Annotated in this window: 14 protein-coding genes and 1 tRNA gene; 10 read left to right on the top strand and 5 right to left on the bottom strand. The window is 68.4% G+C overall.

Annotated features, from left to right (window positions below; genetic code table 11):
• Positions 1-18: 18 nt before the first annotated feature.
• The 10 genes from ACMTAK_RS26455 (at position 19) to ACMTAK_RS26410 (ending at position 10,393) form a co-directional block, all read left to right on the top strand.
• Positions 19-222, top strand: a complete 204-nt coding sequence (locus ACMTAK_RS26455; protein ID WP_191064343.1) for a hypothetical protein — start codon at positions 19-21, stop codon at positions 220-222.
• Between the two features lie 74 nt (positions 223-296).
• Positions 297-2,021: a hypothetical protein gene (locus tag ACMTAK_RS26450; RefSeq protein WP_413808505.1), complete on the top strand. Its 1,725-nt coding sequence runs from the start codon at positions 297-299 to the stop codon at positions 2,019-2,021.
• A 78-nt stretch (positions 2,022-2,099) separates the two neighbouring features.
• Positions 2,100-4,454, top strand: coding sequence for a P-loop NTPase family protein (locus ACMTAK_RS26445; RefSeq protein ID WP_413808504.1), 2,355 nt, complete (start codon positions 2,100-2,102; stop codon positions 4,452-4,454).
• Between the two features lie 238 nt (positions 4,455-4,692).
• A complete protein-coding gene (locus tag ACMTAK_RS26440) occupies positions 4,693-4,884 on the top strand; it encodes a hypothetical protein (protein WP_413808503.1) in 192 nt (63 codons plus the stop codon).
• A 38-nt stretch (positions 4,885-4,922) separates the two neighbouring features.
• The gene (locus ACMTAK_RS26435; RefSeq protein ID WP_413808502.1) at positions 4,923-5,246 is read left to right on the top strand and encodes a hypothetical protein; all 324 of its coding nucleotides are present in this window, start codon (positions 4,923-4,925) and stop codon (positions 5,244-5,246) included.
• A gap of 14 nt (positions 5,247-5,260) precedes the next feature.
• The gene (locus ACMTAK_RS26430) at positions 5,261-5,743 is read left to right on the top strand and encodes an AAA family ATPase (protein WP_413808501.1); all 483 of its coding nucleotides are present in this window, start codon (positions 5,261-5,263) and stop codon (positions 5,741-5,743) included.
• Between the two features lie 86 nt (positions 5,744-5,829).
• The gene (locus ACMTAK_RS26425) at positions 5,830-6,705 is read left to right on the top strand and encodes a bifunctional DNA primase/polymerase (protein WP_413808500.1); all 876 of its coding nucleotides are present in this window, start codon (positions 5,830-5,832) and stop codon (positions 6,703-6,705) included.
• A gap of 2 nt (positions 6,706-6,707) precedes the next feature.
• Positions 6,708-8,183, top strand: coding sequence for an ATP-binding protein (locus ACMTAK_RS26420; protein ID WP_413808499.1), 1,476 nt, complete (start codon positions 6,708-6,710; stop codon positions 8,181-8,183).
• 507 nt (positions 8,184-8,690) lie between these two features.
• Positions 8,691-8,924 carry a helix-turn-helix transcriptional regulator gene (locus ACMTAK_RS26415; protein WP_413808498.1) on the top strand — a complete coding sequence of 78 codons (234 nt, stop codon included), beginning with the start codon at positions 8,691-8,693 and terminating at the stop codon, positions 8,922-8,924.
• A gap of 65 nt (positions 8,925-8,989) precedes the next feature.
• The gene (locus ACMTAK_RS26410; RefSeq protein WP_413808497.1) at positions 8,990-10,393 is read left to right on the top strand and encodes a tyrosine-type recombinase/integrase; all 1,404 of its coding nucleotides are present in this window, start codon (positions 8,990-8,992) and stop codon (positions 10,391-10,393) included.
• A 213-nt stretch (positions 10,394-10,606) separates the two neighbouring features.
• Here ACMTAK_RS26410 and ACMTAK_RS26405 read toward each other — a convergent pair whose 3' ends face one another.
• The 5 genes from ACMTAK_RS26405 to ACMTAK_RS26385 all read right to left on the bottom strand — a co-directional run bounded on the left by ACMTAK_RS26405 (position 10,607) and on the right by ACMTAK_RS26385 (position 15,417).
• Complete coding sequence (locus ACMTAK_RS26405; protein WP_413808496.1) at positions 10,607-11,044, bottom strand: DUF488 domain-containing protein; 438 nt, start codon at positions 11,042-11,044, stop codon at positions 10,607-10,609.
• Positions 11,041-11,655 carry a DUF488 domain-containing protein gene (locus ACMTAK_RS26400; protein ID WP_413808495.1) on the bottom strand — a complete coding sequence of 205 codons (615 nt, stop codon included), beginning with the start codon at positions 11,653-11,655 and terminating at the stop codon, positions 11,041-11,043. The genes ACMTAK_RS26405 and ACMTAK_RS26400 overlap by 4 nt, the downstream gene beginning before the upstream one ends.
• Positions 11,652-12,326, bottom strand: coding sequence for a dual OB domain-containing protein (locus ACMTAK_RS26395; protein WP_413812994.1), 675 nt, complete (start codon positions 12,324-12,326; stop codon positions 11,652-11,654). Before ACMTAK_RS26395 ends, ACMTAK_RS26400 begins: the two co-directional genes overlap by 4 nt.
• Positions 12,327-13,692: 1,366 nt before the next feature.
• Positions 13,693-13,779: transfer RNA gene (locus ACMTAK_RS26390), tRNA-Ser, on the bottom strand.
• Between the two features lie 39 nt (positions 13,780-13,818).
• The gene (locus ACMTAK_RS26385; protein ID WP_413808494.1) at positions 13,819-15,417 is read right to left on the bottom strand and encodes a S1C family serine protease; all 1,599 of its coding nucleotides are present in this window, start codon (positions 15,415-15,417) and stop codon (positions 13,819-13,821) included.
• Between the last annotated feature and the right edge of the window lie 199 nt (positions 15,418-15,616).

The raw sequence follows: 15,616 nt of genomic DNA, 5'->3' as shown, positions 1-15,616 counted from the left end.
GACAGGAAGGACCCCTCGGTGATTGCTCGGCTGTTCTCCGGCCGTACCTCCGTCCGCGAGCTGAAGCGTCTGCAACCGGACGAGCTGGCCGCCCAGGCGTACGACCACATCCAGAACGCACAGATCGCCCACCAGAGCCACGACCCCGCCACGCTGACCACCGAAACGCAGCTTGCCACCGCGCTCCTGGCCCTGGCGGCCTACCTCAACAAGTCCAAGTGACGCACGGGCGGCCCCGGCCCGCTGTCCAGGCCCGGCCGGGGCCGCCCTCTTGCTCCTGGAAAGGAGTGTGACCAGTGTCCGACACCATCCTGACCGCCGACGAGACCGCGACCGATGACGAACAGATCCCCGACACACCACCCGCACCGGACCACGCACCGGCGGCCGGGCCTGAGGCTCCGGGTGGTGGGCTGGCGCATACGCCGGGCGGCCTTCCTGCTGTTCCGCTGACGGTCATCGGCGCCAACAGCACCGTCGCCGCCGTATCCGCCTCCGTCCTCACCGCCGGAGCCCCCATCACGGGCCTGGCGGCCGCCGGCATCGCCGCGACCGCGGCCGGTGCCGCAGCACTGCACCGCCGGGCCACGGCCAAGCAGCACGCCAACCGGACTGGCAGGCACACCGGGGGTGGCAGGCACACCGGAGGTGGCAAGAACGGCCCCCGCACCGGTCGTACCGGCTTCGGATCGAGCGGCACCCGCGCCCGGCGCGGCTCCAGCGCGAGCCACGGCGGTACTGGCCGAGCCGGAGGTACGCCCCGGGGCCGAGGCAGCGGCCTCCATATGCCCCCGGGCAGTGCGAACCCCAGTGGGGCCAGGTCGCTGCGCGCGGCAGGTCAGGCGGCCAAGCTCCGGGCGGCCGAGGCTGGCCGCTCCTCGAAGGGCGTCAAGGGCGCGTTCGGCGCGGTCAAGGCGGCCCGTGCGGAGCGTCAGACGGCCGCCCCCACACGTGCTGAGCGGCGCCGTCAGGACACCGCTGACCGGCGGAACCTCAGCGACGCCCGGCGCGCGGCCAAGGCCGCCCGGAAGGCCGAGAAGCGGGCAACCAGGCGCAAAGGCTCCAGCGGCCGGGGGCCGGGAGGCAAGGGGTTGGGCTTGTCCAAGTCCCCGAGGTCCAAGGCGGCCGGTGGCCGCAGCCCGCGTACCAGGGGCGGGGGCATCAGGGGCCTGGTGGGTTCGGCTCGGGAGCGGATGCGGCAGGCCATGCGCCGAATGCGCTCACGCGTCCGCGCGGCCAAGGATGAGCGCACCGCGCGGCGGCTGGCCGGGATGCGAGAGCTGCGGAAACGGGCGTGGGCGCGGTGGCGGTTGTGGCGGCGGCTGACCGCCTCCGCGCTGCGCTGCTACGGCCGCAAGGTGCTCGCTGCCGCGATCAGCGTGCCGTTCTTCGCCATCGGGATGATCACCCACCCGATCGGGGTCCGGCTGCGCTGGCGCTGGCTGATGTGGCCTGGCCAGCGCGTCTACGCCCGGCTGGCCGCGGCAGCGAGGCGGGCCCGGGAAGACCGCGACATCACCATCCGCGCCGAGCACAAGACCACGCTCGACAACGCCGCCGCTGACGAGGACGAGGAGCCGATCGGCTCCAGGGTCCGGCGCGCTCCCCGCAGCCACCACGCCTACGCAGGCACCAGCACAGGAGGTTCCACCACCATGTCCACCACCGCCGGGCCCGGCTTCCTGTTCAACGAGTCGGCATCCGAGATGGAAGCCGCGGCGAAGAACTACGACCCCGACGGGATGATGCACGTCCACGACACCATCAAGGGCTTCCCCGAGGCCCTTGCGAGCGTGGCGAACACCTTCGCGATCCTCGCGCAGAAGTCGGACGAGGAATTCCCGCTGGAGCCGGAAGTCGGCACCTCGCTCGACGCGATCTACCAGGCGCTGCAACTGGCTATCGATGAGGCCGAGGAGGCGTTCACGACCTTCCGCGTGGTCCACGAGCAGGACATCCGGCGCCACGAGGAGCCCCGCAACAACGCCGAAGAGGGCTGGGACACCACCAACAACCAGTAACCCCTCGCCGCCACTCCGCACGGGCCCGCACACCACCTGGTGTGTGGGCCCGACCTATTTCCCCGTCTGGAGCCGGACATGACGACGCAGGAAACGATGAGCCGAGAACCCCGCAGCTCGAAGAAACTCAACCTCTCCAGCACCAAGAAGACCAAGACCCCGGGCGCCGGCAGCACGCTTCCGCCGCTGGACTGGGCTCGCAGTCACGGCCCCATCACCGGGGCCCTGTCCGCGACGACCGGTGCGGCGGCGGCCGCGCTGCTGGGCACCGCGACCGGGATGCCTGAGGGCTGGCCGCTGCTGATCGGCGCCGCCGGAGCCGTGGGGCACGGCATCGGCCACAGCGTCCGCCGCAAACTCACCCTCCGCACCGCCGTCGCCCGCGCGGCGTCCTGGCTGGTGGCCGGGGGCTGGACTACGTGGGCCATGGCCCATGGACCGCTGTCGTGGGCGGCGGCCGGATCACTGGCCGCGCTCGGTGTGGGCATCGGGGCGGCCGCGTCCCACACCGCCGCCTGGGAAGAAGTCGCCGAAGAGGAGCGGTTCACCGCCGAGGCGCGGGCCGCGGCCGCTGAGATGGACGGCCGCCGTCGCGTGATCGCCGCCGAGTGGCAGGACCGCGTCCGCCGGGTCTGCATGGCGGACGTGAAGGTCGTGGCGGTGGAGTTCTGGGAGACCGGGGCCGGATTCTCCGTCGAGGCCGAGCTGCCCGGCGGCGGGGTGACCTGGGACCGCATCAGCTCCCGCTCCCGCGCCCTGGCCGCCGACGCCCGCCTCCCGCTGGGCTGCACCGTCCACGTCGAGGAAGGCGCCGCACAAGGGCTGGTCGTCTTCGACGTGATGACCAAGAACATCATGCGGGAGGAGAAGCTCTACCCCGACGACTACAGCCCCCTGTCGATCCTCACCGGCATCCCCTGGTGCCTGCGCCCCAACGGGGAGGAAATCCGCGTCTTCCTCCGGGAGGCGTGCGCGCTGCTGCTCGGCCCGCCCGGATCGGGCAAGTCCACGTTCATGGACGTCATCCTCGCCGGATTCGCCCGCTGCACCGACGTCCTCACCTGGGTCATCGACCTCAAGCAGGGCGCCATCGGCATCCCCTGGGTGACACCGTGGCTGGAGGCACAGGGGCTCATCGAGCCCGACGACCCGGACAACCCCGCCCCGGCGGGTACCCGGCCGGGGGTGGACTGGCTCGCGGCCACCCCGAAGGAAGCGATCCGGATGCTCCAGGCCGCGCTGCGCATCAACAAGGCCCGTCAGCTGCGGTATCAGAAGCTGATGCGGCAGCAGGACACCACCCTGCTGCCCATCTCGCCTGAGCTGCCGCAGATCGAGATCGTCATCGATGAGGGTGCCGAGGCCCTGGCGCACGCCAACAACCGGCGCGAGCCGGAAAAGCGGGAACTGGCCGAACTCATCAAGGAAGTCATGCGCACCACCCGCGCGATGGGCATCCGGAAGGTGCTCACCGCTGTGGACGGCAACCTCAACACGATCGGCGACACCGTGGTCAAGCGGTTCTCCCCACTGTCCCTCGCGCTGACCTCCGGCGAGAACTCCGGCCACAACGTCGGCAAGCTCTTCCCCAAGGTCCGCATCGACAGCAACCAGCTCAACGAGAAGGGCGCCGGCATCATCGGCGACAGCGGCGCCAACGGCTTCGCCCCCACCGAGTTCAAGGGCTGGAAGTCCCTCCCGTCCATGGTCCGCCGCGTGGTCCTCGCCACCAACGACCGCCGCCCCACCCTGGACTCCGTCTCGGTGGAGGCGGCCGGGGCGGACTACCGCGAGCGGTGGAGCCCGGCGCGGGCGGGCTGGCTGGCCACGGCGGCCGAGGCCGTCAGGAACGGCGAGACCGACGACGACCAGGCGCCCGACGCGGCCGGAACGGCAACCGCCGTGCTGGACAAGCCCGAACAGCCTCCGTCCGGCGACAACGGCGAGCGTCGGCACAGGTCGCTGAACCTGTCCTACCAGCGCCAAGGCCAGGGGGAGGACCCGGATGAGCTCGCGGCCCGGTTCCTCGCCGAGATCGATCAGACCTACGGCACCACCGAGGAACCCGACCGCACCCGCCGCGCAGACCGGCAGCGCCCCCGCGGCCTCAACCTCTCCTACAGCCGCACCCAGCCCCAGGAGAACAGCGACACCACCGAGGATGGCGACGGGCCCGACCGGGTGCCGCCGCTGCTTCAGCGCGCGTACGACGCGGTGACGGCCACAGGCGGGCGGATGCACACCGCCGACCTCGCCGAGCAACTCGGACTCGGCGCCACCGAACTGGGCACCGAGCTGGGCCGCATCCTGCGCGCGGTGGGCGTCGAGCGGCCTGGCAAAGGCACGGTCCGCGTCGGCAAGAGCGAGCCGCGCACCGGCTACCTCGCCGAGACCCTCGCCGAAGCCATCCGCCGCTACCGCGACGCACGGTAACCGCCACCCCTCCCACACGCAGACTCCCACACCCCCCACAACGACCCCCACAGGGCCTGTGGGGGTCCCACACCCTGTGGGGGCCTGTGACCTGCATGTGGGGGCTGTGGGAGTCCCACACAGCCACCCACGAGTCCGTCCCTCAGGCGGTTGCACGCGGCTTCAACTCCCTTCCACAACAACCGTGGGACCCCCACACCCGCACAACCTCACTTGTCACGTTCAGTAAGGAGCTGCCGTGATCGTCTCCATGTCCACCGTCCTCCTCCTCGGAGCTCTCCTGGGCCTCATGCTCCGCAACCGCGCCCTCGGCGCTGGCGGTGCCACCGTCGCCGCGCTCTTCGGTTTCTGCCTCGCCTCGACCGGCGCCGCCCCCACGATCAACGACGCCTTGCAGTCCCTCGCGGAGTCCCTGGGCCGCATCGGCTGACACGCCACCACCCGCACCGAACCGCCCAGGAGGCATCCGTGCAGCAGCCCGACCCACACCACCCGATCCCGGGCAACCTCGCCCCGCACATACCCGCCGACGTCTACCAGCGCGCACAGGCCACCGGACAGCCGGTCGTCATCGTCGTCAACGGCACCGACCCGACCGGCTTCCCGTGGCGGCGCGTCCTGATCCCGTTCGCGATCGCCGGGGCGGTCGTCGCCGGGGGCTGGGGACTGGCCGCCGCCCTGTGCTGGCTGATGGACGTCGCCGCCCACACCGCAACCGCCATCGCCGGAGCCGTCGCCGGACCCCTCGGCGTCGGCGGCATCACCCTCAAGCTCTTCCAGCCCAAGAAGTGAGGAACGCCAACCACGTGGAAGCTCCGCACACCCCGGGAAGTCTCATCGTCCTGGTCGGCCCGCCTGGAGCGGGCAAGTCCACCTACGCCCGCCGTCACTTCCCCACCGGCCGTCTGTGCCTGGACGACTTCCGCCAGATGGCGACTGACGATGCCTCCGACCAGTCCGCCACACCCACAGCAGCCCAGATCCAAAACCTCCTGCTGGAGGCCCGGCTCGCACGCGGCCTGACCACCGTCGTGGACAGCACCAACGTGCTGCCCCACGTCCGCGCCGGACTCCTTGCCCGCGCGCGCTACTACCAGCGCCCCGCCGTAGCCGTTCTCTTCGAGCTGCCGCTGGCCATCTGCCAGGCACGCAACACCGCCCGCACCCGCCAGGTCCCGCAGGACGTGGTGCGCGAGCTGCATCAGATGACCCCGACGGCCGAGCAGTTGGCCGCCGAGGGATTCACCGATATCCGCACTGTCGCCCTCTGCGAACCCGCTCGACCGTGACGCCCGGGGCGGCGGCCTCCGACCAAGGACAGCCCGCCGCCCCGGCTTCCCCTGCCCATCCACAACGGAACAGGAGAACCCCAAGCATGGCCCAACCCACCCCCATCCGGCGAGAGCACCCCGCCCACGACCACCTACGAACCGCGCTCGAACTGGCCAAGGCTGGTCTGCCGGTGCTGCCGCTCCGCCAAGGCAAGGTGCCGTTCGGGAACTGCCGCACCTGCGCGGGGAACGCGTGCGGCGGCAGGCCCAACATGAAGACCCCCGGCACCTGCCAATGCCCCTCCGTCTGCCATGCCTGGGCAGCCGCCGCCACCGACCCTGCCGTGATCACTTCTCCGGCCTGGGCCCACGCCTGGCGCCTGGCGGTGGCCGTCGCCTACCACCCCGGCGGCGCCGGGCTGACCGTCGTGGACCTCGACAACCCGGCAGCCATCGCCTGGGCCCGCCAGACCCTCCCACCCACCCGGACCGTGCCCACCACCCGCGGAGAGCACTGGATCTACCAGGGCGCCATGCGCTCGGTGAACGGCGTCCGCGAGGGGGTAGACCTCAAGTCCACGAGGGCCTACGCCCGGTGGCTCGGCCCCGGCACCGGCTCCACGACGGCATTGCCAGCGGCCGTACGCGCGCTGGCCACGAAGAGCCCCACCATGGTCCAGGCGGCACCGCGCGCCGTCACTGCGCCCGCACCGGCCGGAGGCGGAGAGTGTCGCCACCGCACACCCTCCTATCTGGAGCGTGGCATCACCATGGCGGAGCAGCGCATCACCGATGCCCGCAGCGCGGTCCATACCACCGTGTACCGGACGTTCCTCGCCGTGCTGGCCACCCATGGCCGGTGCGGCTGCCTGACCGACACCCACGTCGCGCGGCTGTTCACCGCCGCTCAGGCCAAGGGCGAATCCCCCCGACACTGCACCGACGCCTGGACCAACGCCCGCGCCAAGTTGGGACTGTGACCATGTCCGACGACGACAAGACCCCGGCCCGCGAGGTCATCGCCGAGTACGCGCAGCAGCACTTCCGGTACTTCCGCACCGCCGACGGAACCGTGTTCGCCCAGAAGAACGGCCACCCCGTGGCCCGCCCGATCCGCTCCCAGGGCACCTCGGGCAGCCACCGCCAGGAACTCATGGTCGGCCTCTTCCACGACGGCCACGGCGTCTTCAACGGAACCGCCCTCAAGGAGGCACTGGACTTGATCGAAGCACTCGCGATGACCGAGGACGTACAAACCGTCCACATCCGCGTGGCGCCCGGATTCGACGGGGCGACGTGGCTTGACCTGGGCCGCAGCGACGGGCAGTCCGTCCGCATCCACCCCACCGGCTGGGACATCGCCATCCCCGACCCGCGCGAGGTGTGCTGGCGGCGGACCCAGCTCACCGGCGAACTCCCCCTGCCCGCCAAGGACACCGACGGCAAAGGCATCGACCTCCTGCTCAGGCTGTGCAACTTCGCCAGCGCGGAGACCGAGTGCCTGGCCATCGCCTGGCTGATCGGCTGCCTCGGGCCGTCCGTTCCCGTCCCCGCCCCCTTCCTCACCGGCCCCCAGGGCGCGGGCAAGTCCACCGGCGGGCGAATGCTCGTGAGGATCATCGAGGGCATGAGCTGTGACCTGCGCCGCGCTCCGAAAGACGAGGAGAACCTGATCGCGGCCGTGGCAGCCGGTTGGGTAACCGCGCTGGACAACCTCTCGCACCTGGCGCCGGACCTGTCCGACCTGATGTGCTGCATCGTCACCGGCGCCGAGACCATCAAGCGCGCCCTCTACACCGACGGCGATGTGGTCCGTGCCCGCTACCGCCGCCCCATGCTGCTGACCGGCATCGACGTGGGCGTCATCCGCCCCGACCTCGCCGAACGCCTCCTCCCCCTCCGCCTGGAACGCCCCCGCCTCCGGCGGACCGAGGCCGAGCTGTGGGAGGAGTTCGAAGAGGTCCTGCCCGTCGTCCTCGGGTCCCTTCTGGATCTGACCGTCAAGGTCCGGGCGGCCGAGGCCGAGACCCCCACCGACCTGCGGATGGCCGACTTCGCTCACCTGTGCGCGCAGCTCGACGCGGCGACCGGCTTCGGAGCGCTCAACGCCTACCGGACCTGCCTGGACGACCTCAACGACGACGTTATCGAGGGTGACCTCCTGGCCCAGACGGTGCTGAAGCACGCCGCCGGCATCGATCCGGGCGTGGAAATCCGGATGACCTCCTCCGAGTGGCTGCACTGCCTCACCGGCCTGTACAGCGGGGACGACTTCCGCCCCCTCCCCAAGGGCTGGCCGACCACCGGCAAGGTCCTCTCCGACCGCCTCAAGCGACTCCAACCGACCCTCGCCGCTCGTGGCGTCCTGATCGACTGGGGCCGCACCAAAGAGGGCCGCTACATCGAGATGACCCGACGACCGAACCAGCCGCCACATCAGCAAGAGCCGATCCTCTGACCGGCACCCCACGACCGCCCGAACAAGCAAGAAGAGCACCACTCGCCGGGTGCTCTTCTTGCTGTTCGGCGCAACGCGCCGCCCGATGTCGCGCCGCGAAGCGGCTCCTTCTTCACGCCTTAAGCCCAGCACCACAGCAGACATCCCCCTTCTCTTGTCCGAAGAGAAGAGACGCTGCGTCACCTGCGACACCCGAGGGTGGAAAACGACCCGTGACCTGCCACTACAACGGTGACGCAGGACGGCCGGGGCTGCGTCACCCCGCGTCACCCGCGTCACCGATGACGCACGCCTGCGTCACCCGATGACGCACCCCGAAACCTCTGCGTCACCCAAAACCCCAGGCCAGGAACACGAATGACGCTGATGACGCGGTGACGCAGAATCCCGCGCTTCGGACAGATACGAGCAACGGCATCCCCTCGATCTCAGGGCAGCGGCCCCCGACCAAGGACAGCCCGCCGCCCTGCTCGCCCATCCCAACACCACTCCAGCAGGAGGACCCCTGTGCGCAAGAGCACCAGGAGCACGTCCGCGGCGTCGGCCGCGACCAAGAACGGCAACCAGAGGCTCAAGCTCCCCGAGGTTCTGGCGGAGATCGACATGTCCCGGTCGGCCTTCTACCGGATGAGGGCCAAGGGCAAGGCGCCCAAGTGCGTCAAGCTCCCGAACGGGCAGATAAGGGTCCGCCGTGCGGACCTCGACGCCTGGTGGGAGGCGAACGAGGAAGCGTCCGTCTGATCCCAAGTCCGTTCCAGGGGCGCGCCGCCACGGCGCGCCCCTTCTGTCTGTTCAGGAGACACAGCGTGTTGACCTACGACGTACGGATCTGGGGCATCCGGAAGCGCAACAGCAAGAGCGCCCCCTACCAGCTTCGGTGGCTGGTAGGCGGTGAGACGCATCAGCAGCCGTTCCAGAGCCAGCCGCTCGCCGATGGGCGCCGGGCCGAACTCATGTCGGCCATACGGAAGGGCGAGCAGTTCGACGTGGAGACGGGCCTGCCCGCATCCGAACTGCGCGAGCTCAACTCTCCAACCTGGTACGAACACGCCTGCGACTACGCCCTCATGAAGTGGCCCAACGTCGCGGCGAAGCACCGCGCCGGCATCGCCGAGGCGCTGACCAACATGATGCCCGTGCTGCTCTCCGGGCCGAAAAAGGGTGCGCCGGACCCCAAGGTTCTGCGCCTGGCGCTGCGCGTATGGGCCTTCCAGTGCGTCCGCGACGACGAGGGCGAGTTCGCGGCCCGGAAGGACGTGGGGGATCCGCCGGAGGAGATCGCGGCCGCGCTGGCATGGGTGGCGAAGCACTCGGTCAAGGTCGTGGACATGGACGACTCGGTCCGGATCCGCCGGGCCCTTCGTGCCCTCTCCACCAAGCTGGACGGCACGTCATCGGCGGACAACACGTTCCGGCGCAAGCGGACCGTCCTGAGCAACGCTCTGCGCTACGCAATCGAGCGGGGCCTGCTCACCGTCAACCCGCTGAGCCGGATCGACTGGGACCCGCCGGAGACGGACGACGAGGTGGACTTCCGCTACGTTCCCGGCCCCCAGTTGATGCGGGAGCTCCTGGAGGCCGTGAGGGCCCAGGGGCCGCGTGGGGAGCACCTTCACGCGTTCTTCGGCTGCCTGTACTACGCGGGGATGCGCCCCTCGGAGGCGGCAGCGCTGACCGAGCGAGACTGCAAGCTGCCAGAGTCCGGCTGGGGCGAGCTGATCCTCGCGGCGAGCCGCCCGGAGGTGGGAGCCGGGTGGACGGACGACGGCAAGTCGTACGAGGTGCGCGGGCTGAAGCGGCGGGCGCGGAATACCACTCGGCCGGTGCCCATACCGCCGGCGCTCGTGCATCTGCTTCGAAGGCACTTGGACGAGTACGGGACCGCCCCGGACGGGCGGCTCTTCCGCGCCGTGCGCGGCGGTCGGGTGCGCTCGACGGAGTACACGGAGGTATGGCAGGACGCTCGACGCGAGGCTCTTCCCCACACCGATTTCAATTCGCTGCTCGCCGAGGTGCCGTACTCAGCGCGGCATGCGGGCATCTCGCTGTGGATCAAGGCGGGCGTGGACCCGGTGGAGGTCGCCCGGCGAGCCGGCCACAGCATCGCCGTGCTCTGGAAGTTCTACGCGAAGCTGCTGCGGGGGCAGCAGAACCGGGCGAACCAGCTGATCGACGATGCACTCAACAGCACGTCTGACGAGGCCGGATGACGGAGCGCAGCAGCCCTCCGTCTGGCCACAGCTTGGCCGCACGCGCTGGTCAACGTGGGAGGGGTATACCGAAGAAGCCCTACGTTCCCTTCACTCCTCAGGATGTAGCTCCATAGCCCCGCCTCTTGGACGTCGGCGAACACTCACGGCGTCTGTAGGCTACAGACGCCGTGACGAGCACGCTTAGGCATCGCGGTATGCGTGAAACGGCTATCAGACTAGATGCTCGATTGTGACGCCACCCCAGCACCGTGCGAGATACTCCGCGACCAACCGGCGGTGGCAGTTATGCGGTTTTTCCTCGCTGCAAAGCAATACCGCATTGTCGAGCAGTTCCTGTGGGACGGCGTCTTCGATGACCCGTTGCTTCATGAGTTCCAAAAATCTGTCTTCGTACGCCGCCCAGCCGGTTCGCTGCTTCTTATAATCATCGAGCATGGGCTGCGTCGGTGCCAGGTCAGACCGATGAGCATACGCCATTCCACAAAGTTCACCCAAGAAATACTTGAGATCATCCCGTTTTGCGAAGCCTGACAGTTGTGAGATGTTGTTGAGTCGGACATCAACGAGGGTCGTCGCTCCCGACATACGCAACAGACCGAAGAACCTTTGGGCAGTTTTCTTCGTAAATCCGATGGTGTGAATCTTCATACGCCCGCCGTTCTACCGGCCTGAAAAGCCTCATTTACATAAGCGATCTGATCTTCTTGACGTCTAAGGGCATCTTCCAGGCGTTCCTCCGGCGTGCGGAATAGCTCTGCCTCAGCCAACCCGAACTTGACCATGAGGCGATTCATTGCCGAGGCATGGCTCTCTACCCGCCCGCTGCCATGGATGTGTTCAATAGTGATGCTACGTTTGGAGAGCACCCGCGCAATGAGAACCGTCCGATGGCAGTCCAAAGGCTCACCTTCGCTACACATAATGGCGATGCGCTCGGTCTCTGCTCCCTTTGCCAAGCGTTCAATACCACGCAGGAATGCATGCGTCTGAGCAAGGCGACCGTACTGTACTCGTCCGTCGACATAGCAAGTGGCGTCCTCTGTACGCGCCCCGAGTTCCTCACCCAGGAAGACGTACTTGATGCCCGCCTCGCGCAGTCCCCGCCTTAGCGAGCGTTGATTGTACTGCGGCGTGAAGCGACTGGCGGGGATCGATCGAACATCGGCGACTGCCGTGACATTGTTTTGCCAAAGCAGCTGCATCAATGCTGGAAACGCATGGGTAGAATGACCGATCGTCATCACTATGTTGGAAGTCATAACCTTCCACTCGATTCCACTTCGGTGCGTTCAATGATGGCCGCCACTAATTTGTAGAGATGACCATTAAATTCCTTCCCTAGGCTTATTGTCAGAAAGGACTCAGTCAACTTATAACGCCCTAAACCCCTTTCTCTGCATTTTTCTTCATATATGGGGTCGGTTACTTTCAGCACATACCAGGAACCTGCGTACCGAAAGTGAGCGCGTACATCGAATTTTTGATTTCCAGCCTGAGAGTACGCGGGATCCACCCGTATCTCTACAGCATCTACCCGAATTAGCTTGAGCGAGTCCAACACTGCGTTCTGCTGGGTAGCTGGCACTTGATCATTTATACCTCCGCTCGAGCTATGGCCATTGTGCCATAAGCTCGCGGGATGCTGCTCTAGAGAGTAGAGGTCATCCCAGCCGATCCGCCCAATATTTTTCCAACGGACAGTGGGATCAACGAGCCAGTTCTCGCACTGGAAGCCGTCCGGTCGATGCTCGATAAGCCGCATAGAGATGAGGTCAAGTACGCGCGGTTCCGCTCCACTCGCATACCTTCGCTCGCTTTCAGAAACAGCTTCACCGTCACGGCTACTGATGGGACGAATCCACTTTCCCTCCCCACTCTCGATCCCCGCGATGCACCTCTCACCGAGTTTGCGAGAATTCGCTAAGCACACTAGCTGCTTTGCCGTTGTCACTTGCCCCTCCCCAATTCGGCACCTCCAACATCATAGTGGCGTCCGACCGACTCTCGTAAGGGTTCGTTCGGGCCGTATAGAGGTGACAGAAACGTCTGGCTACGCACTGGGCATGGATCAGGGCAACGAGGGCTAAGGATGAGGTATCAGCTCAGACGCGGGGTGACCTCTGACCTGCGGATTGAGTAGTCATGGCCCGGTACCGCGCCTCGTATGGCCACAGATTGGCCAAGCCTCCGCTGAAGCGATGGGCGGCGGCTCGGCGCGCATCACGCTAGCGCCCTGCCAACCGCCAGGAAGTGGGAGCTTGCAGCCAAGAGCTCCGGGTAAGGCTCAGCCACTCGCGCGGCCGTCAGCACGGAGGCGAACAAGTCGTCCGTGAGTGGGTTCCCGGGCTGCTGTTCGACTCGCCTTCAGTAGCGACCGCGCGGGACCCTCGATGCCGAACACCCGCGCCTCACTCAGCCTTGCCACGCGCAGTTCGTCGGCGACTTCGGCGCGGTAGAAGTAGGCCAGCGTGAAGCCCTTGCCGTCGTGCGCAGCGGTGTTGAGGATCTTGGAGATAGACGCTTACATGCGTTCCGTCTGCAGACGGGCATAGCTGGCGAAGAGGGACGCGTATCGATTGATCGCGGCGGCGGCCAATCCCCCGGGCTTCACCACGCGGCGCGCCTCCGGAAAGAGCCTGGCGCCGGTCTTCCGGAGCGGGCAGATGGTAGAGAGGGCCGAATAGCTGTACCACGTCGTAGCTCGCTTCTGTGGCGCTCAGCGCACGGGCGTCGCCCAGCGAGACTGGGCAGATGGCCACTGCTTGTTCGATGTGCCGAGCCACGGGTCGATCAGCTCGGCCTTGTAGCCATCCTCGATAAGCCACCGGGCATGCACGCCCGTTCCGCCTCCCACATCTAGAACGCTCGCCGCGTGGGCAGCAGGAAGCGGCCGAGGACGGGGCACCGGCCCCGTGGTGGCCCGGTCCGGTCGCAGGAATACGGCGCCGTATCACCCGCCCACATCCCTACGGCCTGCGCCACGCCTGCATGTCGTTTTGGCTCCCGTGCGGAGTGAGCCACGCCGAAACGCCTGGCGCGCCAGGCAGAGCGTCGCTGTGCTCCAGCGCTACAACGCCAAGGTGCTGGACGGCGAGGACGCCAAGGTGAACGCCCTGACGAGCGGGGGTTGGCCGAGCACGAGGGCGAGGCTGAGCCACCGTGATGCTTGGCCGCAGGTTGGCCGCACGCGCTGGTCAACGCTGGGATTCAGGTGGGACAGGCTGAGACACAAAGCGGGTGGGAGGGGGCTCTGGATTTCCCGGAGCCCCCTCCCACCTGCGCTTTTCCTACCTGCGCGGAGGCTGAGGGATTTGAACCCTCGGTGACATCGCTGCCACGACGGTTTTCAAGACCGTTCCCTTAGGCCGCTCGGGCAAGCCTCCCCGCGCCATTCGTGATGGCGCGGGGATCAGCCTAGCGCGTCAGCTGTCACCCTTGCGCTTCCCCAAGGTGACGTCCGCCTTGGACACCTTGCCGCCGCGCTTGTAGGTGAGGGTGACCTTGTCGCCCGGCTGGTGGGTCCAGATCTCGCTGATGAGGGTGGGGCCGCTGTCGATGACCGTGTCGTCGAGCTTGGTGATCACGTCTCCGGACTTGAGGCCCGCCTTGTCGGCCGGGCCGCCGGGGACGATGGCGGGGCTGCCGCCGGTGCCGTTGGAGGCGATGGTGGCGCCGTTGGTGGAGTCCTTCGTGCTGACCGTGGCCTCGATCACCGGGTAGATGGGCTGGCCCGTCTTGATCAGTTGTTCGGCGACGTTCTTGGCCTGGTTGATCGGGATCGCGAAGCCGAGGCCGATGCTGCCGGACTGCTGGGACTCGCCGAGGCCGCTGCCGTTGCCGGCGGACTGGATGGCGGAGTTGATGCCGATGACGCCGCCGTCCGCGTTGAGCAGCGGGCCGCCGGAGTTGCCCGGGTTGATGGAGGCGTCGGTCTGGAGGGCACTCATGTACGAGGCGTTGCCGCCGCCTCCGTCGCTGGAGGCGACCGGGCGGTTCTTGGCGCTCACGATGCCGGTGGTGACGGTGCCGGAGAGGCCGAAGGGGGCGCCGATGGCGACGGTGGCGTCGCCCACGGCGACCCGGTCGGAGTTGCCGAGGGGCAGCGGGTCGAGCTTGGCGCCCGCGGCGTTCTTGAGCTTGACCACGGCGACGTCGTAGCCCTGGGCGCGGCCGACGACCTGGGCGGTGTACCGCTTGCCGTTGGAGAAGGTGGCGGTCAGCTTGCCGTTGTCGGCGGCCGAGGCGACGACGTGGTTGTTGGTGAGGATGTGGCCCTGCTTGTCGTAGACGAAGCCGGTACCGGTGCCGCTCTCGCCGTTGTTGCCCTGGGCCTCGATGGTGACGACGCTGGGCAGGGTCTTGTTGGCGATGCTCGACACCGAGCCGGGCGCGCGGCTCTCCGTCTTGGGGTTGCCGTAGGCGGAGACGGTGGTGGTGTCGCCGCCGTCGCTCTCCCGGTCGGCGGCCCAGAAGCCGACGCCGCCTCCGATGCCGCCCGCAACCAGGACGGCGGCCAGCACGGCGGCGACCAGCCCGCGGGGCTTGCGCTCGAAGGGGCCGGAGGACGGCGGCACGGGAGCGGTCCCCCACGGTCCGCCCGGGCCTCCTTGCCCGCCCTGTCCGTCGCCCTGGCCGCCGTGCGGCTGTCCGCCCTCGGCCGACCACCACGCGCCGGACTGCCCGGCGTCCGGGCCGGGGCCGGAACCGGGACCCGGGGCACCGGGCGCGCCGCCGCCTGACCCGTCGCCCGCGCCGGCCGACGCCGAGACGGCCGCGGGAGCGGCCGGTGACGCGGGCGGGGGCGTCGACGGGGGCTGGGCGGGGGGCGCCGACGGCGCGTGGCCGGGGGCTCCCGGCGACCCTGCGGCGTCGGGCGTGCCTATGGGCCCGTCCGGTGCGGCGCCCGCGGTGGGCTCGTAGTCCGGCGCGGGCGGCACCGCCGGGTTCGGGTGCGGCGCCGGAGGGGCCGGATGTGGCCCGGGCGCGGGCGGAACGGCAGAGCCCTCGTTCTCGGTGCTCACAGCTCTCTCCTCAGGTGCACGACAGATTTCCTCGACGGCCTGCGTGTACGTCTTTCCGTTACGTCTTACCGTCGTCAGCTTTTCCCACAGCGCGTCAGACCGCCGTAAGGAGCGACAGCCCCGCGGACTACCACCCTTTATCCCGGACAATTCACCCCACCGCCATTCCGTGCGAACGAACGGATGGGGCCGCGTCCAC

The sequence above is a fragment of the Streptomyces lacaronensis genome, assembly GCF_047337785.1.
GTDB classification, from domain to species: Bacteria; Actinomycetota; Actinomycetes; order Streptomycetales; family Streptomycetaceae; genus Streptomyces; species Streptomyces lycopersici.
The sequence above is the reverse complement of the archived record's forward strand: the minus strand, read 5'-3'. Positions and strand labels throughout refer to the sequence as shown.

Coding starts and splice junctions, on each gene's coding strand:
- ACMTAK_RS26445 (WP_413808504.1), top strand. CDS start 2,100: ATGACGACGCAGGAAACGATGAGCCGAGAACCCCGCAGCTCGAAGAAA.
- ACMTAK_RS26420 (WP_413808499.1), top strand. CDS start 6,708: ATGTCCGACGACGACAAGACCCCGGCCCGCGAGGTCATCGCCGAGTAC.
- ACMTAK_RS26405 (WP_413808496.1), bottom strand. CDS start 11,044: ATGAAGATTCACACCATCGGATTTACGAAGAAAACTGCCCAAAGGTTC.
- ACMTAK_RS26400 (WP_413808495.1), bottom strand. CDS start 11,655: ATGACTTCCAACATAGTGATGACGATCGGTCATTCTACCCATGCGTTT.
- ACMTAK_RS26425 (WP_413808500.1), top strand. CDS start 5,830: ATGGCCCAACCCACCCCCATCCGGCGAGAGCACCCCGCCCACGACCAC.